This is a genomic window from Arthrobacter sp. UYCu723, from assembly GCF_054059215.1.
Genome location: NZ_JBSSBW010000004.1, coordinates 165,982 through 191,092, shown reverse-complemented (window position 1 = coordinate 191,092; position 25,111 = coordinate 165,982). Strand labels below are relative to the sequence as shown.

General features: G+C 64.9%; 27 protein-coding genes and 1 pseudogene. 21 read left to right on the top strand and 7 right to left on the bottom strand.

What is annotated here, in order from left to right; all coding sequences use genetic code 11:
* Positions 1-50: 50 nt before the first annotated feature.
* Positions 51-368, bottom strand: a complete 318-nt coding sequence (locus ACVWZ8_RS24730) for a hypothetical protein (protein ID WP_456506426.1) — start codon at positions 366-368, stop codon at positions 51-53.
* A gap of 9 nt (positions 369-377) precedes the next feature.
* On the opposite strand from ACVWZ8_RS24730, the gene ACVWZ8_RS24725 reads away from it, so the two are divergent.
* Positions 378-518 (top strand): hypothetical protein, encoded by a 141-nt coding sequence (locus ACVWZ8_RS24725; RefSeq protein WP_456506425.1) that lies wholly within the window; start codon positions 378-380, stop codon positions 516-518.
* A 111-nt stretch (positions 519-629) separates the two neighbouring features.
* Here the strand turns inward: ACVWZ8_RS24725 and ACVWZ8_RS24720 are convergent, their stop codons facing one another.
* Entirely contained in the window at positions 630-797 is a 168-nt protein-coding gene (locus tag ACVWZ8_RS24720) for a hypothetical protein (protein ID WP_456506424.1), read from the bottom strand.
* 1,154 nt (positions 798-1,951) lie between these two features.
* Here ACVWZ8_RS24720 and ACVWZ8_RS24715 point away from each other — a divergent pair.
* A complete protein-coding gene (locus ACVWZ8_RS24715) occupies positions 1,952-2,107 on the top strand; it encodes a CsbD family protein (RefSeq protein WP_456506423.1) in 156 nt (51 codons plus the stop codon).
* 162 nt (positions 2,108-2,269) lie between these two features.
* Here the strand turns inward: ACVWZ8_RS24715 and ACVWZ8_RS24710 are convergent, their stop codons facing one another.
* Positions 2,270-4,771, bottom strand: a complete 2,502-nt coding sequence (locus tag ACVWZ8_RS24710; protein WP_456506422.1) for an ATP-dependent Clp protease ATP-binding subunit — start codon at positions 4,769-4,771, stop codon at positions 2,270-2,272.
* A gap of 434 nt (positions 4,772-5,205) precedes the next feature.
* Positions 5,206-5,304 (bottom strand): annotated as a pseudogene (locus ACVWZ8_RS24705) (LexA family transcriptional regulator); the annotation flags it as partial.
* Between the two features lie 593 nt (positions 5,305-5,897).
* On the opposite strand from ACVWZ8_RS24705, the gene ACVWZ8_RS24700 reads away from it, so the two are divergent.
* From ACVWZ8_RS24700 to ACVWZ8_RS24680, 5 genes are all read left to right on the top strand, one after another.
* Positions 5,898-6,329, top strand: coding sequence for a hypothetical protein (locus tag ACVWZ8_RS24700; protein WP_456506421.1), 432 nt, complete (start codon positions 5,898-5,900; stop codon positions 6,327-6,329).
* A gap of 63 nt (positions 6,330-6,392) precedes the next feature.
* Positions 6,393-6,887, top strand: coding sequence for an LPD29 domain-containing protein (locus tag ACVWZ8_RS24695; RefSeq protein ID WP_354184340.1), 495 nt, complete (start codon positions 6,393-6,395; stop codon positions 6,885-6,887).
* A gap of 578 nt (positions 6,888-7,465) precedes the next feature.
* Entirely contained in the window at positions 7,466-8,488 is a 1,023-nt protein-coding gene (locus tag ACVWZ8_RS24690; protein WP_354184341.1) for a DUF4192 family protein, read from the top strand.
* Positions 8,489-8,663: 175 nt separating this feature from the next.
* Positions 8,664-8,813 carry a hypothetical protein gene (locus tag ACVWZ8_RS24685; protein WP_354184342.1) on the top strand — a complete coding sequence of 50 codons (150 nt, stop codon included), beginning with the start codon at positions 8,664-8,666 and terminating at the stop codon, positions 8,811-8,813.
* 686 nt (positions 8,814-9,499) lie between these two features.
* Positions 9,500-9,904 (top strand): cytoplasmic protein, encoded by a 405-nt coding sequence (locus ACVWZ8_RS24680; protein ID WP_456506420.1) that lies wholly within the window; start codon positions 9,500-9,502, stop codon positions 9,902-9,904.
* Here ACVWZ8_RS24680 and ACVWZ8_RS24675 read toward each other — a convergent pair.
* On the bottom strand, positions 9,901-11,019 hold the full coding sequence (locus ACVWZ8_RS24675) for a flavin-containing monooxygenase (RefSeq protein ID WP_456506419.1): 1,119 nt from the start codon (positions 11,017-11,019) through the stop codon (positions 9,901-9,903). The genes ACVWZ8_RS24680 and ACVWZ8_RS24675 overlap by 4 nt on opposite strands.
* Positions 11,020-11,158: 139 nt before the next feature.
* Between ACVWZ8_RS24675 and ACVWZ8_RS24670 the strand changes: the two genes are divergently transcribed.
* The 12 genes from ACVWZ8_RS24670 to ACVWZ8_RS24615 all read left to right on the top strand — a co-directional run bounded on the left by ACVWZ8_RS24670 (position 11,159) and on the right by ACVWZ8_RS24615 (position 16,724).
* The gene (locus ACVWZ8_RS24670) at positions 11,159-11,782 is read left to right on the top strand and encodes a TetR/AcrR family transcriptional regulator (RefSeq protein ID WP_456506418.1); all 624 of its coding nucleotides are present in this window, start codon (positions 11,159-11,161) and stop codon (positions 11,780-11,782) included.
* A gap of 202 nt (positions 11,783-11,984) precedes the next feature.
* Positions 11,985-12,614, top strand: a complete 630-nt coding sequence (locus tag ACVWZ8_RS24665) for a DNA-binding protein (protein WP_456506417.1) — start codon at positions 11,985-11,987, stop codon at positions 12,612-12,614.
* Positions 12,611-12,877: a ParB family protein gene (locus tag ACVWZ8_RS24660; RefSeq protein WP_456506416.1), complete on the top strand. Its 267-nt coding sequence runs from the start codon at positions 12,611-12,613 to the stop codon at positions 12,875-12,877. The genes ACVWZ8_RS24665 and ACVWZ8_RS24660 overlap by 4 nt, the downstream gene beginning before the upstream one ends.
* Before the next feature lie 2 nt (positions 12,878-12,879).
* A complete protein-coding gene (locus ACVWZ8_RS24655; RefSeq protein WP_456506415.1) occupies positions 12,880-13,164 on the top strand; it encodes a helix-turn-helix domain-containing protein in 285 nt (94 codons plus the stop codon).
* A gap of 141 nt (positions 13,165-13,305) precedes the next feature.
* Complete coding sequence (locus ACVWZ8_RS24650; protein WP_354184255.1) at positions 13,306-13,596, top strand: hypothetical protein; 291 nt, start codon at positions 13,306-13,308, stop codon at positions 13,594-13,596.
* A 572-nt stretch (positions 13,597-14,168) separates the two neighbouring features.
* Positions 14,169-14,438 carry a glutaredoxin family protein gene (locus tag ACVWZ8_RS24645; RefSeq protein WP_456506414.1) on the top strand — a complete coding sequence of 90 codons (270 nt, stop codon included), beginning with the start codon at positions 14,169-14,171 and terminating at the stop codon, positions 14,436-14,438.
* Entirely contained in the window at positions 14,435-14,629 is a 195-nt protein-coding gene (locus ACVWZ8_RS24640) for a hypothetical protein (RefSeq protein ID WP_354184239.1), read from the top strand. Before ACVWZ8_RS24645 ends, ACVWZ8_RS24640 begins: the two co-directional genes overlap by 4 nt.
* Before the next feature lie 29 nt (positions 14,630-14,658).
* Positions 14,659-15,096 (top strand): hypothetical protein, encoded by a 438-nt coding sequence (locus ACVWZ8_RS24635; RefSeq protein ID WP_456506413.1) that lies wholly within the window; start codon positions 14,659-14,661, stop codon positions 15,094-15,096.
* 2 nt (positions 15,097-15,098) lie between these two features.
* Positions 15,099-15,359, top strand: a complete 261-nt coding sequence (locus ACVWZ8_RS24630; RefSeq protein ID WP_456506412.1) for a ParB family protein — start codon at positions 15,099-15,101, stop codon at positions 15,357-15,359.
* A complete protein-coding gene (locus ACVWZ8_RS24625; RefSeq protein ID WP_456506411.1) occupies positions 15,356-15,949 on the top strand; it encodes a thermonuclease family protein in 594 nt (197 codons plus the stop codon). The genes ACVWZ8_RS24630 and ACVWZ8_RS24625 overlap by 4 nt, the downstream gene beginning before the upstream one ends.
* Positions 15,950-15,976: 27 nt before the next feature.
* Entirely contained in the window at positions 15,977-16,234 is a 258-nt protein-coding gene (locus ACVWZ8_RS24620) for a chemotaxis protein (RefSeq protein ID WP_456506410.1), read from the top strand.
* A 7-nt stretch (positions 16,235-16,241) separates the two neighbouring features.
* Positions 16,242-16,724, top strand: a complete 483-nt coding sequence (locus ACVWZ8_RS24615; protein ID WP_456506409.1) for a hypothetical protein — start codon at positions 16,242-16,244, stop codon at positions 16,722-16,724.
* Between the two features lie 64 nt (positions 16,725-16,788).
* Here the strand turns inward: ACVWZ8_RS24615 and ACVWZ8_RS24610 are convergent, their stop codons facing one another.
* Entirely contained in the window at positions 16,789-17,199 is a 411-nt protein-coding gene (locus ACVWZ8_RS24610) for a hypothetical protein (protein ID WP_456506408.1), read from the bottom strand.
* A 477-nt stretch (positions 17,200-17,676) separates the two neighbouring features.
* Between ACVWZ8_RS24610 and mobF the strand changes: the two genes are divergently transcribed.
* On the top strand, positions 17,677-22,278 hold the full coding sequence (gene mobF, locus ACVWZ8_RS24605) for a MobF family relaxase (protein WP_456506407.1): 4,602 nt from the start codon (positions 17,677-17,679) through the stop codon (positions 22,276-22,278).
* A 457-nt stretch (positions 22,279-22,735) separates the two neighbouring features.
* Here mobF and ACVWZ8_RS24600 read toward each other — a convergent pair whose 3' ends face one another.
* A complete protein-coding gene (locus ACVWZ8_RS24600) occupies positions 22,736-23,410 on the bottom strand; it encodes a hypothetical protein (protein ID WP_456506406.1) in 675 nt (224 codons plus the stop codon).
* Between the two features lie 191 nt (positions 23,411-23,601).
* Between ACVWZ8_RS24600 and ACVWZ8_RS24595 the strand changes: the two genes are divergently transcribed.
* Positions 23,602-24,849 (top strand): hypothetical protein, encoded by a 1,248-nt coding sequence (locus tag ACVWZ8_RS24595; protein WP_354184248.1) that lies wholly within the window; start codon positions 23,602-23,604, stop codon positions 24,847-24,849.
* The last annotated feature ends 262 nt before the right edge of the window (positions 24,850-25,111 follow it).

The following is a 25,111-nucleotide window of genomic DNA, read 5'->3' as shown; positions in this document are numbered from 1 at the left end:
AAAATACGAGGTTAGTCAGGGAAAGAGTCCTAGCTGACCGGCGATATCGATCAGGTCACGAATTTAGGGAATGAACGCCAGGCATCAATCGTCCACACCCCTCCTCCCCTGTCTGTCAGCATTGGGTGAGACACTGCTTCTTTTCCCACTGACTCCTTAAGGGCGAGATTTGGAAACCGATTTCCTGTGACCACCGCACTTGCTTCCCCCACCACCATCACCGATGGTGGTGCCATGGCCGATCCCGACGGCAGCCGCAGATCCTTCTTGATCCATGCCTTGAATCCGAGGACCACGAAGACAATGCCGGCGACGGCGACGGCGGCTCCGATGACGATCAGCAGGAACAGACCCGCGGGCGCTTTCATGATTGAACCGTGAAATCGCTGGTGGACTGTCCGCTGTTCCTGCTGTTTCCAGCCGCGGAGGCAGCGAATGTCAGCGCCATCATGGCGAACACCACCGCCTTGCCGCCTGCGGAAAGTTTCTTGCCCACCTTCTTCCTGGCTTCCAGCTGACCGTAGTCGAACACGGCGTTACTGGTTTGCCAGAGCCGAGCCACACGCGGCGAATCCGGTCCACGGCAGCAGTCCAGCGGGCTGGCCTGCGAGTTGGGCAACGGCACCGCCCTAGTCCGCCTGCCCAGCCTTGCCGAAGGCCAACCGGATGGCGACGAACCCGATCAGAAGGTGCAGCACGCCGCTGACGGCAAACCCTGCCCTGGCCGCGATCACAAGAGCCCTGGAGTTCGATGCCTCCTCGACCACATTCGCGGCCTCATTCAGCTCTTTCTTCATGTCCGGTCCTTAATGCAGACGCACATGCCAATGAGGTTGCGCGCAACACACCCATTTTGTCACGGGAGTCCCCGCTCTGACAGGCCTGGACCGGGCGGGCACCGGGCCAACGCCGCTTCGGCCGGGGGCGTGTACGGATGCCTGCCGCACCTCATCTTCACCACAATGCCCTCCCCAATCATGACTGCAGACTACGCCGCACGCCCGGGGTGCGGTACCCATAGCCGGACACACAAGAGCGCCCGCTACTCACCCCTCGCCCAGGCCTTGTTTTCCCTCCGCGAAAGAAAACTCCGGCGCTGATCCCGGCACTGGCGCTGCGCCGTGTTCAACTGAGGCTGCGCCGTCCGGGCTACGCCGGTTCGGACCGGCACGGATGCGGCGCTCCGCACCGGCCCCGCGACGGAAGAGTCCGTCACCGCACAAGACTCCCGATGGCCGGGCCGGAGGGGGTTCATCTGGAGGACGCACTTGCCTCCACTGCCCGGGCTGTCCCGCCGTTTCCGGACGTTGCAGAGCAGGAGGACGCCACCGGCTGCGAGAGCATCGGCGAGAATGAATGCGTAAAACGAATCCCGGGGTGGCGTCCGCCCCGGGAGCGGGCCTTCCTTGTCCGGGCGGCCTGCATCAGCCTGCGTGTTCCGCGGGAGTGCTTTGCGTGCCGAAACGAAAGAACCCTGCACGGACGGGGCAGGTCCGTGCGGGTCTCTCCCATCGGGCATTCCCTGCTGGAGGTCCCGGAAAGCAAGACGGCAATGGCTCGGTGTCGTCAATTTCCCTTGGGGGTGCCCGCGTCTGCACAGGCGGGAACGGCGCCTAACGGCTGTCTCTATGCCCGCTACCGCACCAATATTGGGGCCGTTCCCCGCCATGAAAATTCCCCTGGACACCGGGAGGGCGGGGTCCGTGGATCCGGCGGGAGAAAAAGCCCGCAGCCGTCCCGTCAATGCAGCATCACCAGCTTTCCCTCGCCCCGTTCCGTGCACCGATATTCATTTGTAGCCAGCGCACCAGCGGTGTCTTCCGGAGGCCGGCATCGCGCCCGGCGGACTAGGATTCCATTCTGACCTTTTTGACGGGTTCGTCCTTACAATGAAACTGTCGGCCCCTACGGCATTCACGTTGGCGGGGCGGCCAATTAAGGAGCAAGCACCATGGGTTTGGGCGACAAGATCCACAACGCTGCCGAGAAACTCCACGGCAAGGGCAAGGAAGCCGCCGGCGATGCCACCGGCAACGACCGGCTGAAGGCCGAGGGCAAACGCCACCAAGTCAAGGCCGACCTGAAGCATGCCGCCCCGAAGGGTTAATGGCGGGGCGCTTCAGAAAACGGAAAAAATACCACGCTAAGCCTTGGAAGGTGATGGTAGGGGCCTGAATTTGCCTGTGCCGATCCTGTGCGGCCTGCAGGACAATGAGGTGAGACACCGGATTTCAGCCCGCCTCGGCGGTGGCCAGCGGCGGTGTTCCGTTTAGTTCGCGGCGGGCAGTGCGTCCGGGATCCGCGGCTTGGTGTTTCCGGCGAAGGTGAACCTGGCGTCCTCGCCTTCGCCGTTCACGTCCACCACCACGATGTCGCCTGCGTGCAGCTCGCCGAAGAGGATCTTCTCGGAGAGCTGGTCCTCGATTTCGCGTTGGATGGTGCGGCGCAGCGGCCGGGCACCCATCGCGGGATCGTAGCCGCGGGTGGCCAGGAGTACCTTGGCCGCGGGCGTGAGCTCGATGCCCATGTCCTTGTCCGCAAGGCGCTGCTCCAGCCGGCCCACGAACATGTCCACGATCTGGATGATCTCGTCCTGGGTCAGCTGTGGGAAGACGATGACGTCGTCCACCCGGTTCAGGAACTCGGGGCGGAAGTGGGCCTTGAGCTCCTCCGTCACACGGGCACGCATCCGGTTATAGCCGGTCTGCGTGTCCGTGCCCGACTGGAAGCCGGTGGCAACGCTCTTGGAGATGTCCCGGGTGCCCAGGTTGGTGGTCATGATGATCACGGTGTTCTTGAAGTCCACCACCCGGCCATGGCTATCGGTCAGGCGGCCGTCTTCGAGGATCTGCAGGAGTGAGTTGAAGAGGTCAGCGTGCGCCTTCTCCACTTCGTCGAACAGGACCACGGAGAACGGACGGCGCCGGACCTTCTCGGTAAGCTGCCCGCCCTCGTCGTAGCCGACGTAGCCCGGAGGGGCACCGAAGAGACGCGAGACCGTGTGCTGCTCCGAGTACTCGGACATGTCCAGGGTGATGAGGGCGTCCTCCTCGCCGAACAGGAACTCGGCCAGTGCCTTGGCGAGCTCGGTCTTGCCGACGCCGGTGGGACCGGCGAAGATGAAGGACCCGCCCGGACGCTTCGGGTCCTTCAGGCCTGCACGGGTGCGGCGGATGGCCCGCGAGACCGACCTGATCGCCTCCTCCTGGCCCACAACACGCTGGTGCAGCTCATCTTCCATCCTCAGCAGACGCGAGGATTCTTCCTCGGTGAGCTTGAAGACCGGGATGCCGGTCGAGTTCGCCAGCACCTCGGCGATCAGATCCTCATCGACCTCGGAGATGTCGTCCATGCCGCCGGTCTTCCATCGGCGCTCCCTCTCTTTGCGCACGCTGACGAGCTTCTGCGCCTGATCGCGCAGCGCCGCGGCGCCTTCGTAGTCCTGCGCGTCGATGGCGGATTCTTTCGCCGTCTTCATCGCGGCGATGTGCGCGTCCATGACCTTGAGCTCCGGCGGGGCGGTCATCCGGCGGATACGCAGCCGTGCACCGGCCTCGTCGATCAGGTCGATCGCCTTGTCCGGCAGGAAGCGGTCCGAGACGTAACGCTCCGAGAGGCTCGCGGCGGCAACCAAAGCGCCGTCGGTGATGGTGACGCGGTGGTGTGCCTCGTACCGGTTACGCAGGCCCTTGAGGATCTCGATGGTGTCAGCCACGGAGGGTTCCTTGACCTGGATCGGCTGGAAGCGGCGCTCCAGCGCGGCGTCCTTCTCGATGTGCTTGCGGTACTCATCCAGCGTGGTCGCACCGATGGTCTGCAGTTCACCGCGGGCCAGCAATGGCTTCAGGATCGAGGCCGCATCGATGGCACCTTCGGCCGCGCCGGCGCCGACGAGGGTGTGGATCTCGTCAATGAACAGGATGATGTCGCCGCGGGTGCGGATCTCCTTGAGGACCTTCTTCAGCCGCTCTTCGAAGTCACCGCGGTACCGGGAACCGGCAATCACGGAGCCAAGGTCCAGGGTGTACAGCTGCTTGTCCTTGAGAGTCTCGGGGACGTCGCCGCGGACAATCGCCTGGGCCAGGCCCTCGACGACGGCGGTCTTTCCGATGCCCGGCTCACCGATCAGCACCGGGTTGTTCTTGGTGCGGCGGGACAGGACCTGCATGACGCGTTCCATTTCGGATTCGCGCCCGATCACGGGGTCCAGCTTGTTCTCGCGCGCAGCCTGGGTCAGGTTGCGGCCGAACTGGTCCAGGACCACGGAACCGGCGGGAGTCGCTTCAGCCTGGTCCTGGCCGGGACCGACGCCGGCGCCGGTGGTTTCCTTGCCCTGGTAGCCGGACAACAGCTGGATGACCTGCTGGCGGACCTGGTTCAGGTCAGCGCCGAGCTTGACCAGCACCTGGGCGGCAACGCCTTCACCCTCGCGGATGAGGCCGAGCAGGATGTGCTCGGTTCCGATGTAGTTGTGTCCCAGCTGCAGGGCCTCCCGGAGTGCGAGTTCCAGCACTTTCTTGGCGCGTGGGGTGAAGGGGATGTGGCCGGACGGGGACTGCTGGCCCGGGCCGATGATTTCCTGCACCTGCTCGCGGACGCCCTCGAGCGAGATGCCCAGGGTCTCGAGGGCTTTGGCGGCAACACCTTCACCCTCATGGATCAGACCCAAGAGGATGTGTTCGGTACCAATGTAACCGTGGTTCAGCAGGCGTGCCTCTTCCTGGGCAAACACAACCACACGACGGGCACGGTCCGTAAATCGCTCAAACATTTCGCCACACTCCTGGCTGCCGCCTACCTTGATGCTACGTCGCCTCAGGCCCCCTTGGGGGGGGTAACGGGGGTGTTCGCGGCAGGCAGGATATTACAGATCCGGATTCATGTGACCTTCCCGGGTAAGGGGCAGGCTTTCACGCCGCTATCTGGCGAGCCACAGCAAGTGACCTCCGCCGCAATGACACCTCCTGTAGTGTGCGCGCACCAATGCGGAACCGCAGCGAATCGGTTCCAGCGTCGACTCTTAAGATGCAGTGGTGGGAACACATCAACCTCACCGGAGACTACACCTGGCCCCGCACGAACCGCATCAAACCCGGCAAATACAGGCCACTACGACGACCGGGTCTTGGCGTCGGATATTTCGCTTTTTCGCAAGCCACCCATCCTGCCGTCCCGGTGTCTCATGAGACATTCGACTTGCACATAAGGCGACGGGTACCCAGCAGCGACCGGCACCGGAGAGATCAGCACCGACAACAAAGAGACGCCCGCATCTATCACGCGGGGACCGACAATAACGCCCACAACACACCTTTATTCGAATATATGTTCGACTCTTTTTAGTGTACTCCCAGGCCCGGACATTCCAATTTCCCCACCGGATTGCAGCCGACGCAGGCTAGGCCGGGAACTGTTGGGACGGTGGCGGGTTGTACCCAAGGGGGACAGCTTTGAGCTGTGCGGAGGGCTCCACCTGCCCGCCAGTGGGCACAACCCGTCAGTGGCGGATTCCGCTGCGCTCCACCCGGTGTTCGGGCGTCCGCTGGCGCGGCCGGCTGTTGGGTGCTGCCGGTCCGTCGCAGAGCTCCTGCCCGTCATCACCTGTTTGTCTTCGACGTTTTTTGGCTGCTGTCCTTCGGATTGTACGTGCCCGTTCCGGCCCGTCTAGCCCCTCCTTCGTCGGGGCCTGCGCCCCGGAAAAGTCTTCTCCGGCGCTCCTGCGTCGCTGATTTCCTTCGAAGATTTTCCGGTGCTTGCCCTGCGGGTAGACGGGCCTGCACGGGCACAGCTCCGCAAGCTTCGCCAGCAGCCAAAAAACAACGGGGGGAACAGGGGAGCTGGCCGGTCACTATGGCCGCCCCACCCACCGATCTTCTCGGACAAGAAGGAACACCACCATGAACGCAGTACGCACCGCCTCCGTGACCACGCAGGACACGAACGAGGTCATCCCGGCCGCCGTTGTGCTCGGCGATTACCACCTGAACGACGGCTACGACTGGATGGACTTGATCGGTGAGCATGGCTGGGCCGCGGTGCCCGGCTGGGGTTCGGAGGGCTGGGACCTGGGTCAGTGGCCCTACGTCATCGTGGCCGCGACCGCCGCCACGGATAACACCGGCAAGCTGTACGGCGTCGCCACCTACTGCGAGGGAGACGTGACCTGCACCTACTACCGGACCCAGGCCCGGCAGTGGGACGCCATCACCGAACACGCGTTCTTCTCATGGAAGCACGGACAGGCCCACGGCCCGGCGGACCTACCGGCGGCCGCCGCCGAATTGCCCAGCCGTGACCGCCAGCCCTACGCCCCGGCCTCCGCAGCCTAAACACCCCCGCTGTGCGGCCTCCCGCCGGGAGGCCGCACAGCCCGACCCTTGAGGAGCCACACCATGACCAACACCACGACTACCTACGTCACGGCCACGGACACCGCAAAGCTCATCCGCACGGCGCTGAAAGCAGCATTCCCCGGTCGGAAGTTCTCCGTTCAAACGGAGAAATACAGCGGCGGTGCGACCATCAATATCCTCTGGACGGACGGACCCGGCGAACGGGCGGTGAAGGACGTCACCGCCGCATTCGAAGGCGGACAGCTCGACGCCACGGGAGACTTCACCGACCCGGTCACCCACGAGAAAGACGGACAGCGGATCCGCTATGGCGCCCGGCACATCTGGACAGAGCGCAGCATCAGCGATGAAGCGTACAAAGCGATTGAACCCGAGGTTCTGGCAGCCCTGGGCCTCGAAGCGCCGGAGCATGGCCGGTCCTACCCGGTGCCGCCCCTCGTGCTGAACGCCTGCCCTGGCTGGCACTACGAGAGAGCCACCATCCGGGAATTCGTGAAGGCAATCGCCAACCACCCCGCAGCGGACCAAGACTAGGGCGGCACGGGTGGCCGGTCCTTGTGGGCCGGTCACCGCTGGCGGTCCGTCGTCGTGGCCGGCCTGGGTGCGTGGTTGAGTACGGCGGACCGCCATGAGCGCCAGGGCAAGGAAGCCGGGGAACTCCCGCCGGCGGCCGACGGAACCCCGATGGCGCACCCAGGTAATCCCGTCAATGGTTTCAGAGCGTGTTCGCCAGGGCTCACCAAGGATCGGGCGTCCGCTGGCGCGGCCGGCTGTTGGGTCCAGTGCTGTCCGTCGCAGAGCTCCGGCCGTCCCTGGCCCTTTTCCAGTATTACCGTTTTTTGGCTGCTGTCCTTCGGATTGTACGTGTCCGCTCCAGCCCGTCTAGCCCCTCCTCCGTCGGGGCCTGCGGCGGACGAATTTCCTTCCGGCGCTCCTGCGTCGCTGATTTCCTCCAGGAATTTCGCCCCCCTTGCCCTGCGGGTAGACAGGCCTCCGTCGGCCACAGCTCCGCAAGCTTCGCCAGCAGCCAAAAAACAACGGGGGAGTCAGGGACGTAGCTGGCACGGTTACGCCGTCCCCTCACCCCATCCTCGGACAACAGGAGCAACACCATGACTGATGCAATCCGCGCCACCGGCCCCGCCGACATCCTCGGCTTCATCCCGCACGCACTGGGCAACGCGCCCCGAGAGTCGTTCGTTTTCGTGACCCTGCAGGGCAACCGGCTCGGTGCCACGCTCCGCGTGGACGCCCCCATGGAAGCGGCGCCGGGCATGTTCGCCCGCGCCATGCGCGGCTACCTCGCGGCGGACACCGCGGCCACGGCCGTCCTGCTGGCCGTCTACACGGACCAGTCAGCGCCGGATGCCCCGCGCCCGTTCCACGGGCACATCGAAGCGCTCATTGAAGTCTTCGACGCCGCCGGGACCCCGCTCAAAGACGGGTGGCTGGTGACGAACACGCACTGGCAGAACCTGCTGTGCGACAGCGAGGCCGGATGCTGCGCACCCCAGCCGCTGGACTCCATCAAGGACAGCAACCTGAACGCAGAAATGGTGTTCCGCGGCAGCGCCTACGCCGCAGAACCCGGCACGACCTACGCCCCCTACACCGGGCCGGTGGAGAGGATCGAGACGATCACCGCCCATTACGAGGAACTGGCCAACGAGGACATGAGCGCCCCGCGGGCCCTGTGGCAGGCAGCACTGCAGGACACCGGGGAAATTCCCATCCACCACGCCATGGAGCTGGTAGCCGCGTTCCAGATCCTGCCCGTGCGGGACGTGTTGCTCTGCAACATCATTGACCCGAACCGCCCCACGGCAGATAACAGCGGGGACCTGCTGCTGGGAATCGGTATCAGCCCCGACTGGGCGCGGGTGGATAAGGCCCAGGAACGGGCGCGGGAGCTGATCGGGCTGACCCCCGAGGGATACCGCGCCCCGCTGCTGACCTTGATCGGCTGGATCGAATTCCTCAAAGGCCGGTCATCATCGGCCGCGGATCACTTCGAGCAGGCCGTCGCCGACAGGCCGGACTTCCGGCTCGCTGTGCTGCTGGGCGAAGTGATCAACCGCGGAACCGTGGCGGCAGTCGCCAAGGACCCCGCGACCTCCTACAAGCGGGAACGCTAGAAACCCCGACGGGGCCGGGCCAACAGGTCCGGTCCCATCCGGTGGGGCGTGGCGGCCTCCCCCGCAAGCTCCGCCGGCCGCCGATCACGCTGGCGCGGGCGCAGCACCACCAACACACAAGGGAAAGACCCGCCGGGTTAGAGTGGAAACACGACGACCAGGCGGGAGCCAGACCATGAGCCACGGATTTATCCTCACGGACCAGGACGCCGCACCTGAAGGCGCGACCTTCAACCAGGACATCCTGGAACTCTCCTTGCTGACCATGCATGAAAAGACAGGCGCCGCTGACTTCAGCTGGGACAACCAGGACCAGAAGTACTAGACATACGAGTGCAGCGCTGACGCTGCACCCCCATAGATTTCCTTTGTCCGAGGAAAACGGTGGAAGGCCGGCGCCCCTGGGTGCCGGCCTTCCCTGTCTTAAACGCCGGCATCCAGCTGCAGCGCCACTAAAGTATGGACACCCGGGGCGACGGCGGACGACCAAGTACTCACCTCCGGTGCCGGCCCCAGGGTTTTAGTGCAGGCTCGCAGGGCTCGCCCTGGTTTCCGCTGCGCTGCACCCAGAGAACGGCCGTCCGCTCCCGCTCCCGCCTGCTTGGGTCCAGGTTGTGCCGTCGCAGAGCTCCGGACACCCCGGCCCTGATCTCTACGTCTTCGACGCTTTTTGGTTGCTGTCCTCCGGATTCTAGGCGTCCGCTCCACCCCGTCCAGTCCCTCCTACGTCGGGGCCTGCGGCGGACAAACTTCCTTCCGGCGCTCCTTCGTCGCTGATTTCCTCCAGGAACTTTCCCCACCTTGCCCTCACGGGTGGACAGGGCTCCGTCGGCCGCCGAGCAAGCGAGCTTGCCAGCAACCAAAAAACGGGGTGCCCCTATGTTTTTCGTCAACCCGATCGCTCCGGGCTGGGGCCCGAAGTGTCGCTCGGTTCCTGCGCTCGGGTCGCGTGAGCGCTATGGGGGGATCGGGTCTCTGGTCCTGGAAGCTGTGTTGGCGTAAATTGCGTCCATGGCAAAGGACCCTGTTGAGACGAATCCGGACAATTATCGGGTGGCCTTCGAAAACGAGCGTGTTCGTGTGCTCGAGTATTCGGACAGCCCCGGGCACGCGACGACCGAGCATTACCATTCCGACAGCGTGATGATTACGGCCAGCGCCTTTCGCCGCCGTATTTCCTCAAATGGAAAGTCCGTCGATGTGGAGCTGCCCGCTGGCATCGCGAGGTGGTTGCCGGCGCAGCACCATTCCGGGGAAAACATCGGAGAAACAGACACTCATACGTTCTTTGTTGAGCTCAAAGATGCCAGGGTGCCTCCGGCCGAAGATGTGGGGGATCAACTGGGGCCAAGCGAGGCCCAGGCGAGCGAGTCCGAGGGCGGAGCCGCCGCCGGTGTGCCTTCCGCTCGGCGCTAGCGAGTCCCGCGTTTGAGCGCACCGCCAGCGGGTTGCGCGACGGTGTTGCCGGCAAGTTGCCCGACGACGAAGGCAGCATCGCGGCCCACCCCGCCGATCAGTCCCGAGGTCAGCGCGTACTGGAACGGCATGCCCACAAAGTACAGTCCGGGTAGTTCCGGCACGACGCCGCGGCGCGTGACCGGCCAGCCCCACTCCGTCACCGGCAGGTCCTCGATCCAATCCAGCGACGCCCGGTAACCGGTGGCCCAGATGAGAGTTTGCAAGCCCATCGTCTGGGCGCCGGCCGCAGGGTCGCCGTCGAACGCGGGATGCCCGTCCCTGGTGCCGGTCAAGCGCCGCAGCCGCACTACGCCTGCGCGGTCTAGGTCCTTAACGGAGATCCGGATCAGGGGTGCCCCGCGCTTGTGGAAGTTGGCGGCCACCTTCCGGCCCGGGGGCGCCTCGGTGGTGAGTGCCGAGTGGATGAGCCGCCAGTATGCCTCTCCGGCGTATCGCAGCACGGGATCGGGAATGTGTGGGGTGGGCCGGCCGGCGATGAAAGTCCGGTGGGTGGCGGCCAACTCCTTGGCAATTTCAGCCCCGGAAGTTCCGGCGCCCACAACCAACACGTCGCCCTCGGGTATATCGGAGGGGCGGCGGTACTGCGAACTGTGCAGCTGGCGGATGCCGGGTTCGAGCTCTTTGGCCGCAGCCGGGATCCGGGGGAGAGTGTTGGCGCCGGCAGCGACAATGACGTTGCGCGCCCGGAGCGTGCCCGAGCCGGTGGCAACTTCGAAGCCGTCGTCGATCCGGCGCACACCGCTGACGCGCGTACCTGTCCGCACGGGCAGGTTGAAGTGTTCGGCGTAGCCTTCCAGATAGGCGGCCACTTCCTCTTTGGCCGGAAAGGTGCCTTTGGCGGCGGGGAAGGAAAGCCCCGGCAAACCGTCATGCTGTGCGGGCGTGAACAGCCGCAGCGAGTCCCACCGGCCCCGCCACTGGTCACCGACCCGGCCCGCGCTTTCCAGAATGGCGAAGTGGAGTCTCCTGCCGGCCAAGTGGTATCCCGCCGCAAGTCCGGCTTGACCGGCTCCGATCACCAGTGCATCGAACGGCTGACCTTCCTCGCTCATGAGAACTCCCTCAACGCTGGTAGTGGGCGATCACTATTCCACTAGAATATCGTTCTAATCAATGGGGCGATAGTCTAATGTGATGCCGAATGCATCAAAAACAACAGCTTCTCCAGCGCCCGCTCCCAAGGCGGCAACCGTGCGTTCGGCGCTTCCCAAAGCGAACCGGCGGGTGACCCAGGCCGCCGAGACCCGCGCCTATATCGTGGCCACCGCCGGGCGTCTCTTTGATGCAAACGGCTATGTCCGTACCACCATCGAATCCGTCGCCACCGAGGCGGGCGTTGCGCTGCAGACCGTCTACAACTCGGTGGGAAACAAGGCGGCCCTGCTCTCAGCTGTGTTGGATGCGGCCGCCGCCGGGCCCGGCACCCGGCAAGTGCTGGAGCTGATGCAGGAACGCACGCAGAACGCACCCGACCTGGACTCCTTGACAGTGGTGCTCGCGGACTGGTTCGTCGAAGTGCATCAGCGCACCGGCCGCATCATGGATGTGATCTCTCAGGCGGCCGCCGTAGACCCGGATGTTGCCGCGCTGGAGCAGCACCGCGCCCTTCAGCGGCTGGAGCGCTACCACAAGGCGGCCGCCGCTGTCCGGGAGCGGGGCGGCCTCACCTCCGGCATGACCGACGGCGAGGCGGCTGCCGCCATCTGGTCGTTGGGACATCCGCAGACGTTCAAGGCACTGGTGGGATCCTCGGGGTGGACCGTTGAGGCGTATCGCAACTGGATCCTGCGGTCCTTGACGGCGGCACTCGCCTAGCCAGGCGAGGTTAACCCGGTTGGCAGGGCAGAAGCTTTTGACTTCCGGGCTTTCCCGCGCCCCACCTGGACGACGCGACCCAGGGCCGGCTGACCCAAGGCGCAGCCGCAGAAACCGTGCGCTAAAGACCGGCGACAACTCGAAGTAGTAGGAGTAGTATCGTTACTACTCCTACTACTTTCTTTTTCGATGAGGATGGATCATGACGCAGAGCGTGAAAGACCGCGTGTACGCCGCCGCCGAGCAGATCAGCGCCGAGCGCCGCCCTACCGTCTCGACCGTGCGTGCCGCGGCCGGCGTGAGTAACGCCGACGCGACGCGGTATTTGAAGGAATGGACGGAGGAACGGCAGGCCGCGGGCAGCCAGTTGGCCGCGACACCGGCTACGTTGCTGGAGGCGGCCGCACGCCTGGCCGGCACTGCCTGGGCTGAGGCCACCGCGTTGGCGGACAGCCGGCACGCGGGGGTGGAAGCGACGTGGGCGCAGGAACGCAAAGACCGGGACGCGGAGATCGCCGAGCTCGTCGAAGATCTGGACCAGCTCACCGGGGAGAAGGACACGGCCGTGTCCGGCCTGAGCACCCAGGTCGAGGAACTGAAGGCACAGCTGACCGCGCTGGCCGGCGAGCTGGAGGAATCCCGGGGCGCGGAGCGCGCCGCCGCCGCCGCAGCAGCCGAGGCCGCAACGAAGCTCGCTGCCTCAGCCGCCAGGGACACCGCGATGCAGGCAGCTTATGAGGCCCTGCTGGCACGCATCACCCCGGCGCAGGTTCCCGTCACCGGCGGCCAGGCACGCGCCGGGCAGGACAAGGACCAGGCCGAGGAGCAATGACGGTGAAAAAGGTTGCCGCGTTCACGCCGTACTACACCGAGGACCAGGCAGGGCAGGTCCGTGCCGCGTTCCTGGCCGCCGGCCACCTCGAAGGGGGGACGCGAGGCGTGTCGGACCTGATCGTTCGGGCGAGCATGCGGGAGGTGAAGCGAGTCCAGCGCAAGTACAACGGCGGCAAGGCATGGACCCGGTCCAGTCCGGGGAGCTGCGCCGGGGTCAGCGAACCAGGGATGAGATCCAGCACCGAAACGAGGGACGCATAAGCATGGCAAAACCTACCGATGACCTGACCAGGAAGACCACCGTTGGCTCGACGTTCCCGAAGATGCTCACGCTGGACCAGGTCCAGGAAATCCTGAATGTCGGCAAACCCATGGTCTACACGCTGGTGAAGAGCGGCGAGCTTCGCGCCGCGCAATTCAGTGGAAGGGGCATCTGGCGGGTGAGGGAAGATGACTTGGCAGTCTACATCGAGGCAGCGTACGAAAAGACCGCCGAACGAATCGCCTCCGGCCAGATCCCCGAAGGTGACACGCCCACGGAGGACTGAAACAAGGCTTGTCTTCAGCGTTCGTGGGCGGACTGTCCGGTGGCGCCGACGGCCTCGCCGGGTGCCTGGGTCAGCTGACGGTCACAATAAACTTGCCGCGCACGTGTCTCTGTTCGCTTTTCGCGTGTGCACCCGGCGATATTGTCCAAGGAAAAGGTGTTCGCGACCGGCAGCCGGAAACCTTCCCTGCTCGAACAGGGCCGCCGCTTCGGCGCGTGCTTCGGGAGCACGGTCCGGGCCCACACAGCCGGAAAACCGCAGGCCATACTCGGGGGCCCGGTTGTCGGCTACCGTAATGCCCTTTTCGGCCTGCTGAATCCTGAAGGCCGGCACCTACCGCACCAGTCCCACCGCGACTACCTGAACCAGCTCGCCACATGGGGTTACACCGCATCGGAGACTGAACAGATCATCATCGACAGCGGCAAGTAACCACCGGGCATAGAAAAACCCCGGACCCTAGATATTCGAACTATCTAGGCTCCGGGGTTTCTTCTCCCACCATTCTACCGGCCAAAACCGGAAAAACTTCAAAGCCCGCACGGGCAGGGGAACAGGGCATCGGAACCGCTGAAAACGCGGGCGGTCCGCCTCACCAGGTGGCAGCACCCAGCGTGGTCACCGCCGGCGGACCGCCGTTCAAACGCGGCCACCGCGCACCCGCCCTGGATACAGCGCCGCAGTCTTCCCAGGGGCACAGGACTGCTCACAAGGAAAAAGGCGGCCGTGGACGATGCCGGGAATGGTCGGGTTGAGGCAGTGCCGTGAGCTGGCGGCACCTACGTGGCCGGCTCTTCAATCGGCTCTATTCCGAGGACCAGGAACGTGGCGGCCAAGGCCGGAAACCGACGGTCCCACCCTTCCGAATGATCCAAAAAAAGGGACCAAAAATCCCTAGAATACAGGTCAAAAGCCTGTTTATTCAGTTCGATAATTGCTAAACTAGAGGTATCAAGTCAAGCAGTCGAACGCAACTAAAACTCATACGAAACCAGGTACTGAAAATGACTTCCACATCCACCGCTTACACGGTCTACACCAAGCCCCAATGCCCGAACTGCGATAAGACGAAGTCCTACTTCGAGGCTAAGGGCATCACCTATACCTCAGTGGATATCACCGGGAATCCCGCTGCCTTGGAGTACATCACCACCGAACTCGGCTACTCACAGGCCCCTGTGGTGATCAATAACCGCGATGACGAGGATCACTGGTCAGGGCTGCGGCGGGACAAGCTGGTCCAGGCCTCCATGAACCACACCGTTGCGGCGTGAACATCATGGCAGATCAGAAGGAGCGCAGCGCTGACCGGTTCGCGTTGAGCCCACGACGGATCACGGACGCTGACTGGTTCGGTCTTGAAGCCAACCCATCAGGGACCATCACCGTCCCCAGCACTGACCCGTACGCGGTGCAGCCGGCGCTGGAGCACCCGCGGGCCGAACGCGAATACCGTCGGCCATAGATGATTTCCACCAGTAAAGGACAGAACCCATGACTGATTTCCACGACGGGCTCCGCGCCCGTGTCCACGGGAGCTACACGTTAGAAGCCGGAACGGAAATGCTCATCCGTGCCTTCGGCGGCCGATTCGCTGAACCCGGCAACCCGTGGGTGGATGAAGATCCGATGAGCGGGAAAACGTGGATCGACTTCGGCGAAATCCCCCACAACGTCGGCGCGCTCTCCGGTGTGGAACAGAGGTTCCTGATGCTTGCCGCGTCCGTGGCCGCCGACGTTCCGGTAAGGGTCGGGGAAATCATGGACGGCCTGGACCGGGACCTGGTGGAGTTGGCCCTGGCCGCTTTCGCGCACACCGCCGGCTCGCACGGCCACTCCGGGATCCGTTTCAGTGACCATGGCCTTTCCCTGGTGCGCGGGGAGCGCCCCGGCACCTTGTACCCATGGCCGGAAACCGGCACCAAGGACTGACGGTGACGAAACCAACCTCCCACATCACCCCATACTTCACCCCCGAACAAGCCGATCAGGTCCGGGCAGCCCTTCAGGCCGCCGGGCCTATCGAGGGTTACGCGTCCCTGTCTGATCTGGTGGTGGCCGCGACCATGCGTGAAGTGAAGAGGTTACAGCGCAAACACAACGCCGGCCGTCCCTGGGATCCCGTCCCGCCAGGAACGGTCCGCCCCGGCCGGCGCACCCGCGCCGAAACCGCAGCCAGTGAGGACCGGCCATGACACACCAAAAGCGACGCCTTGCACTGGCAGCTATCGCGGCTGCGTCCGCGGCCGCGCTGCTGACCGGCTGCAACCCCTACAACAACGAGGTGCTGACAGTGCCGGCCCAAACGCTCGGGCCGGTGCCGTGCGCCCCGACAGGAACGAGTCCAAAACCCTCAACCATCGAGGCCGCCACGGCCGGTCCTTACCTCGTGGAATCAGTCGTGGACGGGGACACTATCCGGATCGACTGCAACGGCGAATCAACCCGCGTGCGGCTCGTTGGGATCAACACTCCCGAGAGCGTGAAGGAAGACGCACCGGTGGAGTGCGGCGGCCCCGAGGCCTCCGCATCCCTGCACACAATCCTTGATTCGGGCGAAGTGTTTATCTCCACGGATCCGGTCCAGGGCGAGCGGGACCGGTACGGCAGGCTGCTGGCCTACGTCTGGGCGCTGGACGGTTCCCTGGTAAACCGGACCATGATCGAGCTCGGCCACGCCGAAGCAACAGGCTACGGCACGGACTACGCCTACAAAGAACCGTTCGAAGCTGCCGCCCAAACGGCGCGAGCCGCGGGGACGGCCCGCTGGGCCTGCCCCCGCTAGAGCCCACACCACCCGTTAGGAGTCGACATGTTCATCATCATCTTCCTCGCAGCGTTCGCAGCTGTGGCCCTGGCCGGCTGGGTTATCTACGCCCTGACTCACCCGCTCCAGGCCGGGCAAGGAATCCTGATCTTCCTCTGTCAGGCCGCCGGCGTTATCGCACTGCTGACCGCCCTGGGCTTCTGGATCGGCCAGGGCTTCACCCAGGCAATCCCTGGCTTCCTGTTCATGGCCGGCTTCTTATACGCCGCGAACAAGCTCGCAGCACGCTGGCGCACCTGGTGACGCGACCATGACCCGCCCACCGGAGGACCGTTTCTGGTCCAAAGTCATCAAGGGGCCACGGCCCGATGACTGCTGGCTGTGGGCCGGCGCCGTATCCGATGACGGGTACGGGCGGTACACCTTGAACTCCGGAGGCCACACCCAGGCGGTGAGGCCTCACCGCTACGCGTTCCATCTCGCGCACGGGATCGGACTGAACGCCTTTGGGGATCTGATGCACCGATGCGATGTCCCGATCTGTGTCCGGGCAACCGTCGGGGACGACACCCATCTGCACCCGGGATCGAACAGGCAGAACATGGCTGACCGGCTCGCCAAAGGCCGGGACTCCAATGGATCCATGTTCAGGTGGCGCGGACTCTCCCGCGCTCTATTCGCCCAACGCTCCCGGACCCTCCGCGATGAGGTGCGTGCCTACGGCTGGGAACGCGGAGAGCGCATCCGGGAACTTCTTCACGGCGCTGACCCGGACGCACCGACGCTCTTCTGAACGCCATGATCGTTAACGAACTGTGGTCCCTGCGAATCGCCGGGACCACAGTTCGCTTAGCTGACTACGCGGCCTCAGCCGCGGTTTCCTCTTGAACCTCAGCTGCCCCATCGCTTTGCTCTGATGCTGCCGGACCGGTTGCAGCCGGTGCCTGGTCGAGAAGCTTTTTCAGCTCCGCTGCCGTGATGCCCAGGCGTGCGGCGACGGATGCCTTCGGTTCCCCTGCGGCGAGCATCGCGGCAACAGTGCCGGCGGCGCCGGCGGTTGCCGCGGCAGCTTCTTCCTCTGCCCTGGCAAGGAGCGCTTCAGCCTTAGCCCGTGCATCCGCACGGACCTGCTCCGCCTGCTCCTGCTGTTCAAAGAATTCCGCAGCGAGGTCAATGAGCCTCTCATGCCTGGCGGTCAGCTCCTGAGCTTTCGCCCGTGCCTTCGTCCGGGCCGCAACCTGTGTCGCGGACTTTCGTGGTGCTGCCATGTTTCGGGTCCCTCCCCCTTGGGCTTGATCCATGGGACAGACCTAACGGCTAGCGCCGTGACTGGCCCATGGCCGGCGTGGCCGCCGGATCGGACCTCGCTCTCGCTCGGGCTGATACACAGCGGTTGGTCCACTCGTGCACAAACCTACAGGAACGGACCTCGCGGCGCTCGGACTGTGCTCTGGATTGTTTGCCCACACGAGGACAGCTCCGAGAGATGCCAAGTCTCTGCCCTGCCCACCTGTGGACAAGCCAATCCGTTGCGGTTCAACACAATCGAACGAACCGTGGATAACGAAAAGCGTGTTACCCACCGCCCATTCTCATGTGCAGAACCGCATCAAAGACTTGATGGCCAAAAACAGAGAAGTTTGCCTCCAGAATTTTCTCCGCTGTCGAAAGGCAAACCCCTCTGAATCTGTCACACCTCTTGCATCATCGATCAGTGAGGTCCCTGTGGGCGGTAGGCTGGGTCAATGATGACCGTGCACAAGCTCAGTGCCGGCGACGGATACACGTACTACACCCGTGAAGTCGCCACCGGGGACGAGCTGCGCGCAGGGAACCGTTCACTGGGGGACTACTACACCGTGGACGGGAACCCTCCCGGTCAGTGGGGCGGCGGCGGAGCTGCCCTCCTGGAGGTTGCAGGAGAGGTCAGCGAAGCGCAGATGAGCGCCCTTTACGGGGAAGGTCTGCACCCCGACGCGGCCGCAAAACTAGCGAAAGACCCGACCGCGAAAGTTGGCCTGGGGCAGCGGTACAAGCGGTTCTCACAGACCGACAACGAGCTTCAGTCACGCATAGGCCGCGGCATGGGCGACTACACGCGCATGAATCACGCCGCCCCTGATGCGGATAACAGGCGACTGATCCGCACCAAGGAAGGTGCCCAATACTTCCGTGAGCTCAACGGCCGGAACCCGGCCGATAAGGAAGAACTGGGCAAGTTCATCACCGCCCAAACCAAACCCGCAGCACAGGCTGTGGCCGGATACGACCTGGTATTTGCGCCCGCTAAATCGGTCTCCGTTCTGTGGGCCACCGGCGGGGACGAAGCACGCTTCCAGATCGAAGCGGCCCACCACGAAGCCATCGAAGAGACGATGGAGTTCCTGGAAAAGGAAGCGACGTTCACCCGCCGAGGACGCAACGGCGTCCGGCAGGAAGACGTTGAAGGCGGACTCGTTTACACCGCTTTCAGGCACTACGACTCCCGCAACGGTGACCCGCAGCTCCACGATCACATCGTGGTGGCGAACAAGGTGATGGGCGCGGACGGGAAGTGGTCGTCCCTGGACGGCAGGCTGCTCTACCAGTATGGGGTTGCCGCGTCCGAGCACTACAACCGCACGGTAATGGAGAAGGTCTGCGCCCGGCTGGGAGTCGGTGTCACCACCCGCAAGGTCACCGGCGACCGGCCCGTCATCGAAATTGCCGGGGTCAACGTCGCGGCCATTGAAGCCGGATCCTCACGCAGCGGCGATATCAAACCTGCCCTGAAAACCCTCGTGCAGAAGTTCACCGAGAACCACGGATACGCCCCTAACCAGAAACAAATGATCGCCCTGGCCCAGCAGGCCACCCTGGCCACCAGGCCGGCGAAAAAGTCAGCCCGCCGCCTCTCTGAACTGGTCACCGAGTGGCAGCAGGAATTCGCCCAGGTCCCCGGCGTGCTCGTCGGGCCGGCCGCCGTTGAAGCTGCCCGTGCGCACCGCTACGACGCCCGGAACGCCGCGGACCGGAACAACACGCCATTGGTCACCCACGCCGATGAAGTTGATTCGGCCGTTGAAGCCGCCCAGGTTATCCGCACACTGGAACGGTCCCGCGGTACTTGGGGAGAGCACCATATCGACGCCGAAACGCGCCGCCAGCTCGGGTCAAGGTTCGCGGAACTGACCATCCCGAAGGAACTCATTGAACAGGTCAAGGCCCGCGCCATTGACCAGTTCTCGCTCCGCATCACCACCGACGTTCCAGCCTCCGGCCCGGAAGCCTTGCGCCTTCGCAACGGTGCCAGCCGGTACGGGAAAGTCCACTCCACCCTCTACACCTCTTCCGGTGTCCTGCACAGCGAGGACCGGTTGCTGACAGCTGCGCAGCGGACCGTCATCCCCGCAGCGAGCCCCGAATTTTTCGCCACCGCCGCTTCATCCCAGGAGAAGACTTTCGATGCCGGGCAGCTGCGGATGGCGAGCGAATTTGCGTGCAGTGACAAGCTGTTGGTCATCGGTGTTGGCCCTGCCGGTGCGGGTAAAACCACCGCGCTGAAACTCTCCGCGGACGCGATCCGCGCCGCCGGAGGAAACGTTATTGGGCTGGCCCCCACGGCGGCCGCCGCCGCGGTGATGGGTAAGGAACTGGGAGCCAACGCGTCCACCATCGATTCCTTTGTCCTCGGGCACCGGAACCACAGCCCGAACCGGATCCCGCTGAATCCAGGGGACGTCCTGTTCATCGATGAGGCCGGCATGGTCGGCACTGAACTGTTCGCGGCCGCGGTCACGATCGCCGAGCAGCACGGGGCTCTTGTCCGCGCCCTGGGTGATGACCAGCAGCTCTCCGCCGTCGCCTCGGGAGGCGCGATGCGCTACCTGAAGAGCACCGTCGGCGCCGTGTACCTCGAAGACCTCCACCGGTTCCGCAACGCTGACGGGACCCCGAACACCGCAGAAGCCGCCGCGACCCTGGCACTGCGCGAACCGCCGGCCGCCGGTGAGGATGACCCGTGGGAGTTCTACCGGCAGAACCGTCGCGTGGTCGGCGGAGACGTCGAAACGATGACCTCACAGGTTTACACCGCCTGGGAAAAGGACACCTCAGCCGGTAAGCACTCGGTCATGATGGCCTTTGACAATGCCACTGTCACGGACTTGAACGCCCGCGCCCAGGCCTACCGCCTCGGTACCGGGGCACTGGCTGACGGGCCGGCCGCTGCGCTGCGTGACGGGCTCGCCGCCCGCGCCGGCGACGTCGTCGTAACCCGGAAGAACGACCGTCGCCTGAGCGTGAACCACGGCAAAGACTTCGTGAAAAACAACGACGTATGGACCGTGCGGGAAGTCCACCCTGACGGTGCCATGACCGTCCGCCACCAGGACCACAACGGCACCATCACCCTGCCCGCCGCGTACGTGCGGGACAACGCGATGCTCGGCTACGCAGCAACGATCCACCGCACCCAAGGCATGACGTGCGATACCACCCACGCGATGATCGGCTCAGGCCTCTCCCGCGCCCTCGCCTACGTCGCAGCGTCCCGCGGCCGGGAATCGAACCACCTGTACGGCGTCCTCACCGACGGCGAAACCCTCACCGAGGTGCTGGCCTCCGTGGCAGGAAACCACGACGGGAACCTCACCGCACACGAACAGATCGACGCCGCCCGGGCAGCGGCCCGGTCCCTGCCGGAGATGGTCACCGTCTACAAAGACATTGACGACCAGGCCAACGAACTACGGATGGCCAACACCGCCCGGAGCATCCTGGGCGAACGAACAGCGGAGCCGTTCATTGCCTCCGACGCCTGGGGAGCTGTCGCGACCCACCTGCGCCACGCGGAATCCGAAGGCTTCAATATCGCCAACCTCCTCACCGACGCCACCGGGACACCCTTCGAGGAATCCCAGGACCCGGGTGCTGTCCTGGCCTGGCGGGTCGAGGACAAACTGGACTACTGGCGCGCCCGCGCCAAAGCCCCGGCCCGCCGCCCCCTTGAAGCCGTCAGCGACCAGGCACTGGAACGCCTCGCCCGCCGCGCCACCGCGGACCTGATGCGCGCCCGCGCAGACTCCGGCACGAACCCCGCCTCCGTACCGGCAGGCGGTCAGCTGACGCGGAACTGGTTGAAGGAAACCAAGGAAACCCCGTGGCAGTCCCGAATCCACGGACACCTCACTGACGATGACCTCGATACCCGGATCCGCCGGGCCAAGGAAACACTGCGGACCGATGAAACGGTCAACGATTCCCCCGCGGCCGCGAAAGCCAACTGGCTCGCCGGTTCCCTGCAAAAGGAGAAGGCCTTGCGTGAGCTGATGCCAGAACCCGTCCGCGCAGATGAAACATACGAACGTGGCGCGACCACCAACTACGCCCGCGACGAAAACGCCCCACGCGCCCGCGCAGCAGAACAGATCCTCCGCCGCATCGAAGCAGAACAGATCCTCCGCCGACGCCTGCCCGAACCCGTGGCCACCACACCCGCCGCGGACGGCCTTGCCCCGTGGATGGCACCGGCGGACGTCATCACCCACAAGGACACCCCCGCACCGTGGAGGACCGAGCTGCAGGAACGACGCGAGGCCATGGCACTGGAAGTGAACCGTCTCGGTTCCCAGCTCGCGGCCGAACCGCCGGCCTGGGCCGCCGCCCTTGGCCCCGTCCCCTCCGATACCGCCAAGCAGCAGCAATGGCGGGACCTGGCAGTGGAGGTCAAAACCTTCCGCGACACCTACCGGATCCCCGACACCGACACCACCGTGATCCCGGACCAGTACACCCAGCAAGGCACCGGGGGCGAACTCAGGTCCCGTATCACCGCCATGCACAAATACTCAGCCCAGACCGCCAAGGAACCCCTGGCAGGCGCTGACGCAGCCCTCATGGCAGAAGCCGCGAACGTGGAAGCGACCGTGGCCGAACGGCCCACACCCGCCGAGCAGGTCGTGGACCAGCTGCGCCAGGAACGCTCCCAGGACACCACCCTTACCCCGGAACAGGAACGAGCCGAACGCATCGCCGCGATGGCACGCCGCATCAGGGGCACCAGCACCACGTCCACACCCGAACAAACCCCGGAAGCAGTCACAGAAGCCATGAAAGACATAGCCGAACGCCGGGAGGCAGAGCGGTCCACCGGCGAAGCCGCCGGCGGGGACGCCAGGAAGTCGTGGCAGGAACGGCTGGCAGCGGCACAACAAAAGCGGCCCGCGGCCAGCAACGACTTCGCCGAGAAACTGGCCCAAATCCGTAAAGCCCAGGAAGAACAGGCCGCGGAGCAAGCCCGGCGTAAGGCTGCACACCGCGGCCCCAGCGCCGGACCCGACCAAGGACGCCGCGGCCCCACCCTCTAAGGCGCTGAACCGAAAGCACAACAGATCCGGACCTTCGGAGGTCCAGTGCTGTTGTTTTGGTGCCGCTTACCGGGGCGACCGCGGATGACCTCGGGGTGGTCATCGGCCTCCAACAACACGGCGGGCGGTGCGACCTCAAGCGTGGTCGTTCCCGGCTTCCGCGTTCGGAGAAGAGGTCGGGGCTCTTCCAGAGTTCCGGGCGGCGTGAAGACGCTGGGATGTGAGAAGTGCGGCCCAATGGCGGGGGAGTTGGGGAGTCAGGTCGTACGGCTGCTCGAGGACGTCATCGATCGATGTTTGGCCTGCCAGCAGGGGCGCAGCCCCTGCCGTGCTCTCCATTCGTCCTCTGGGCATGCCTTGACCCCTGGTGGCGTCGGGCGGGTGGGGTGCAGCTGACACGCAGGTCCGGCGGCTCAGGACACCTTACAGTGATGTGCCGCCGTGGCCGTAGTGGTTGTTACTCAGGGGCGGGGGAGGGGGGAAGGGTTTCATCGGTGGCTATCGAATAGATGATTGTGGCCTTGTCTGTGAGCTGGTCAATATCTTCGGTGGTGATGTTGATGGCCGTGGAGCGGTTCTTCAGGATGAGTGCGGCTTCCTTGCGTGGCCACAGCAGATGGTCGGTGAAGGTCGGAAACGTGCGTCCGCTGGCGGTGCCGTATCTGAGGAGTTCTTGCGGGTCAGTGGTGCGCTGGCCGAGGACGAGTTCCACGTCCACGTCACCGAGGGGATCGACCGCTGTGTCGAGGTAGCTGCCGAAGATCCTCAAGCGCTGCACGAAGCAGGGTTTGGTGGGATCGGCGTTGTAGGCTTTGGCCCGCTCGATCATTTCGGTGACGAGCCGGTCCGCTGTTTTGCGGGTGATCGGTTTCCCGAAGCTGGCCATGGCCAGGGCATTCCCGAGCGTTGTTGTTCTCCACCACCGATGGTTGCCGTGGCAGTGCGAGGCACGCTCGATGTACCCGGCGTCTTCAAGGCCCAGGAGGGCCGAATGCGGGCCGGCAGCGCCAAGGGACGAGAGCAGGGACACCGCCCACTCCTCATCGAAGTCTGCGAACCTGGTCCGGCGCAGGAACGCCCTGGCTGCCGGGGCCGGCAAGCCCGCGATGACGTCTGTTTTCACGAGCCTCATGCGGATGCCAACGGCTCAGCAGCGCGGTCGGGGTGGGGAACGGCACCTGTCCGCGATTGCACCTTGTCCATCCAGCAGATGCTATCGCGGTAGCTCATGGGAGGCGACGGGCGGGGGACAAGGATGTAGGCGCCCGGGGCTGTGCCGTAACGCGGCTGCGGGTCGGCCGTGGCGCGTGGCATTCTTGGGGTATGGCGCGAACCTGGTTGTCGGTGACGGTGGAATTGCTCGGTGGTCGTGGTGAGGAGTTGTGGCCGTGGCCTGGGCGCATCTTCGCGGTCGGACCGTTGCATACCTTCATGGATCTCGCCGATGCCATCAACGATGCTTTCGCACGGTGGGACCGCTCGCACTTGTCAGTGTTCACTCTGGCCGACGGACGGGTAATCACTGATGAAGAGACGGGAGCCGAAATGGCTTCGTCGATCCGCGGGCCGATCATCGCGCCAATCGACATCGCGGCTGCCAAGGTCGCCCGGACGGTGGAGCCGGGGGATGAGTTTCAGTTCACGTTCGATCTCGGTGACGCCTGGATGCACCGGTGCACGGTCGGGGAGGTGAAGGTCGACCCGCTGGAGGTATTGGGTGTCCGTCCTGATGCCCCCTTGCCGTACTGGGGCTGGGGCAGCATCCCGGACCAGTACGGGCGCCGGTGGGCTGCCGACGACGGGGAGAGCCGGGCGCCGGGGAAACCGGGCCGGCCACACCCGATGCTGCTGCATGCCTGGCCCGCACAGGTGCAGGTGCCGGGGCTGGACCTGTCCGAGCTGCGTGTAGCCATCGCGGCGGCAGATGCGGCCCGCTTCCTCGCGGCGGTGACGGGACGCGACGTCGATGATGCTCTGCAACAGGTGGGGGCCGGCATACCGATGGCGCTGGAGCAGCGACGCCAGGAAGCCGAGCCGGTGGCACTGTCGGTCATTAACCGGCTGACGTGGCGCGACGGCCCTGGTGACCGGCTGCTGGCCGAGGACCTGCTGGCCGGTCTGCGCAGTCAGCCGATGACGGGCCGGGTGGTGCCGGTAGACCTGGACATGCTCAGCACCGTGCTGGAAGGGGATCCCGAGCTGTCGACCGGTGGCTACCTCGACCTACACACTGGGCAGGTGTACGACGACAGCGCCACTGAACCGATGATGGTCGAGGAGGGCGCCGCCATCGACGTTGAGGAGGAGCCGGACCGTTGGTTTCGGCTCCACCGCACCGGTTCGCGAAACGGCTGGCGGGACATGGCGGCCTTCGCCGAGCGGCAGCACGATGAGGCCCTCCGGGAGCGGCTGGAGCGGGCGATCGGGGGCAAAGGCGCCTTCTCCCGGTTCCGCGACATCGTCCACAGCGAGGACCTGAGCGACCAGTGGTACGCCTTCTCCACCGACCGCCAGATGGGCCGTTGCCGCGAGTTCCTCGCTGACAATGGCATCCGCGTGGGCCAAGGCTAAGGAGAGCCGGGCCCGGCCAGCGCCGGCACGGGACTGTGCCTGCCGCCACCTGCCCTCAACCATGGGAGCCGTTGAACAGGCCGATTGTGGGACCGGGCGCCGGTTACAGGGGCCTCCCGGGGCAGGTTGCCGTTTCATTCACTCATATTGCTCTGGTGATGGGCTCGGCAAATGCACCGGCGCCGTCCGCGTCATAGGGCGGCGCACTGACCTCTTGTCCGTCCGTTGGGGTGGGAACACGGCGCGGTGGTGTACGTTGCTG

Coding starts and splice junctions, on each gene's coding strand:
- ACVWZ8_RS24730 (WP_456506426.1), bottom strand. CDS start 368: ATGAAAGCGCCCGCGGGTCTGTTCCTGCTGATCGTCATCGGAGCCGCC.
- ACVWZ8_RS24720 (WP_456506424.1), bottom strand. CDS start 797: ATGAAGAAAGAGCTGAATGAGGCCGCGAATGTGGTCGAGGAGGCATCG.
- ACVWZ8_RS24715 (WP_456506423.1), top strand. CDS start 1,952: ATGGGTTTGGGCGACAAGATCCACAACGCTGCCGAGAAACTCCACGGC.
- ACVWZ8_RS24710 (WP_456506422.1), bottom strand. CDS start 4,771: ATGTTTGAGCGATTTACGGACCGTGCCCGTCGTGTGGTTGTGTTTGCC.
- ACVWZ8_RS24700 (WP_456506421.1), top strand. CDS start 5,898: ATGAACGCAGTACGCACCGCCTCCGTGACCACGCAGGACACGAACGAG.
- ACVWZ8_RS24695 (WP_354184340.1), top strand. CDS start 6,393: ATGACCAACACCACGACTACCTACGTCACGGCCACGGACACCGCAAAG.
- ACVWZ8_RS24690 (WP_354184341.1), top strand. CDS start 7,466: ATGACTGATGCAATCCGCGCCACCGGCCCCGCCGACATCCTCGGCTTC.
- ACVWZ8_RS24685 (WP_354184342.1), top strand. CDS start 8,664: ATGAGCCACGGATTTATCCTCACGGACCAGGACGCCGCACCTGAAGGC.
- ACVWZ8_RS24680 (WP_456506420.1), top strand. CDS start 9,500: ATGGCAAAGGACCCTGTTGAGACGAATCCGGACAATTATCGGGTGGCC.
- ACVWZ8_RS24675 (WP_456506419.1), bottom strand. CDS start 11,019: ATGAGCGAGGAAGGTCAGCCGTTCGATGCACTGGTGATCGGAGCCGGT.
- ACVWZ8_RS24665 (WP_456506417.1), top strand. CDS start 11,985: ATGACGCAGAGCGTGAAAGACCGCGTGTACGCCGCCGCCGAGCAGATC.
- ACVWZ8_RS24660 (WP_456506416.1), top strand. CDS start 12,611: ATGACGGTGAAAAAGGTTGCCGCGTTCACGCCGTACTACACCGAGGAC.
- ACVWZ8_RS24655 (WP_456506415.1), top strand. CDS start 12,880: ATGGCAAAACCTACCGATGACCTGACCAGGAAGACCACCGTTGGCTCG.
- ACVWZ8_RS24645 (WP_456506414.1), top strand. CDS start 14,169: ATGACTTCCACATCCACCGCTTACACGGTCTACACCAAGCCCCAATGC.
- ACVWZ8_RS24635 (WP_456506413.1), top strand. CDS start 14,659: ATGACTGATTTCCACGACGGGCTCCGCGCCCGTGTCCACGGGAGCTAC.
- ACVWZ8_RS24625 (WP_456506411.1), top strand. CDS start 15,356: ATGACACACCAAAAGCGACGCCTTGCACTGGCAGCTATCGCGGCTGCG.
- ACVWZ8_RS24620 (WP_456506410.1), top strand. CDS start 15,977: ATGTTCATCATCATCTTCCTCGCAGCGTTCGCAGCTGTGGCCCTGGCC.
- ACVWZ8_RS24615 (WP_456506409.1), top strand. CDS start 16,242: ATGACCCGCCCACCGGAGGACCGTTTCTGGTCCAAAGTCATCAAGGGG.
- ACVWZ8_RS24610 (WP_456506408.1), bottom strand. CDS start 17,199: ATGGCAGCACCACGAAAGTCCGCGACACAGGTTGCGGCCCGGACGAAG.
- mobF (WP_456506407.1), top strand. CDS start 17,677: ATGATGACCGTGCACAAGCTCAGTGCCGGCGACGGATACACGTACTAC.
- ACVWZ8_RS24600 (WP_456506406.1), bottom strand. CDS start 23,410: ATGAGGCTCGTGAAAACAGACGTCATCGCGGGCTTGCCGGCCCCGGCA.
- ACVWZ8_RS24595 (WP_354184248.1), top strand. CDS start 23,602: ATGGCGCGAACCTGGTTGTCGGTGACGGTGGAATTGCTCGGTGGTCGT.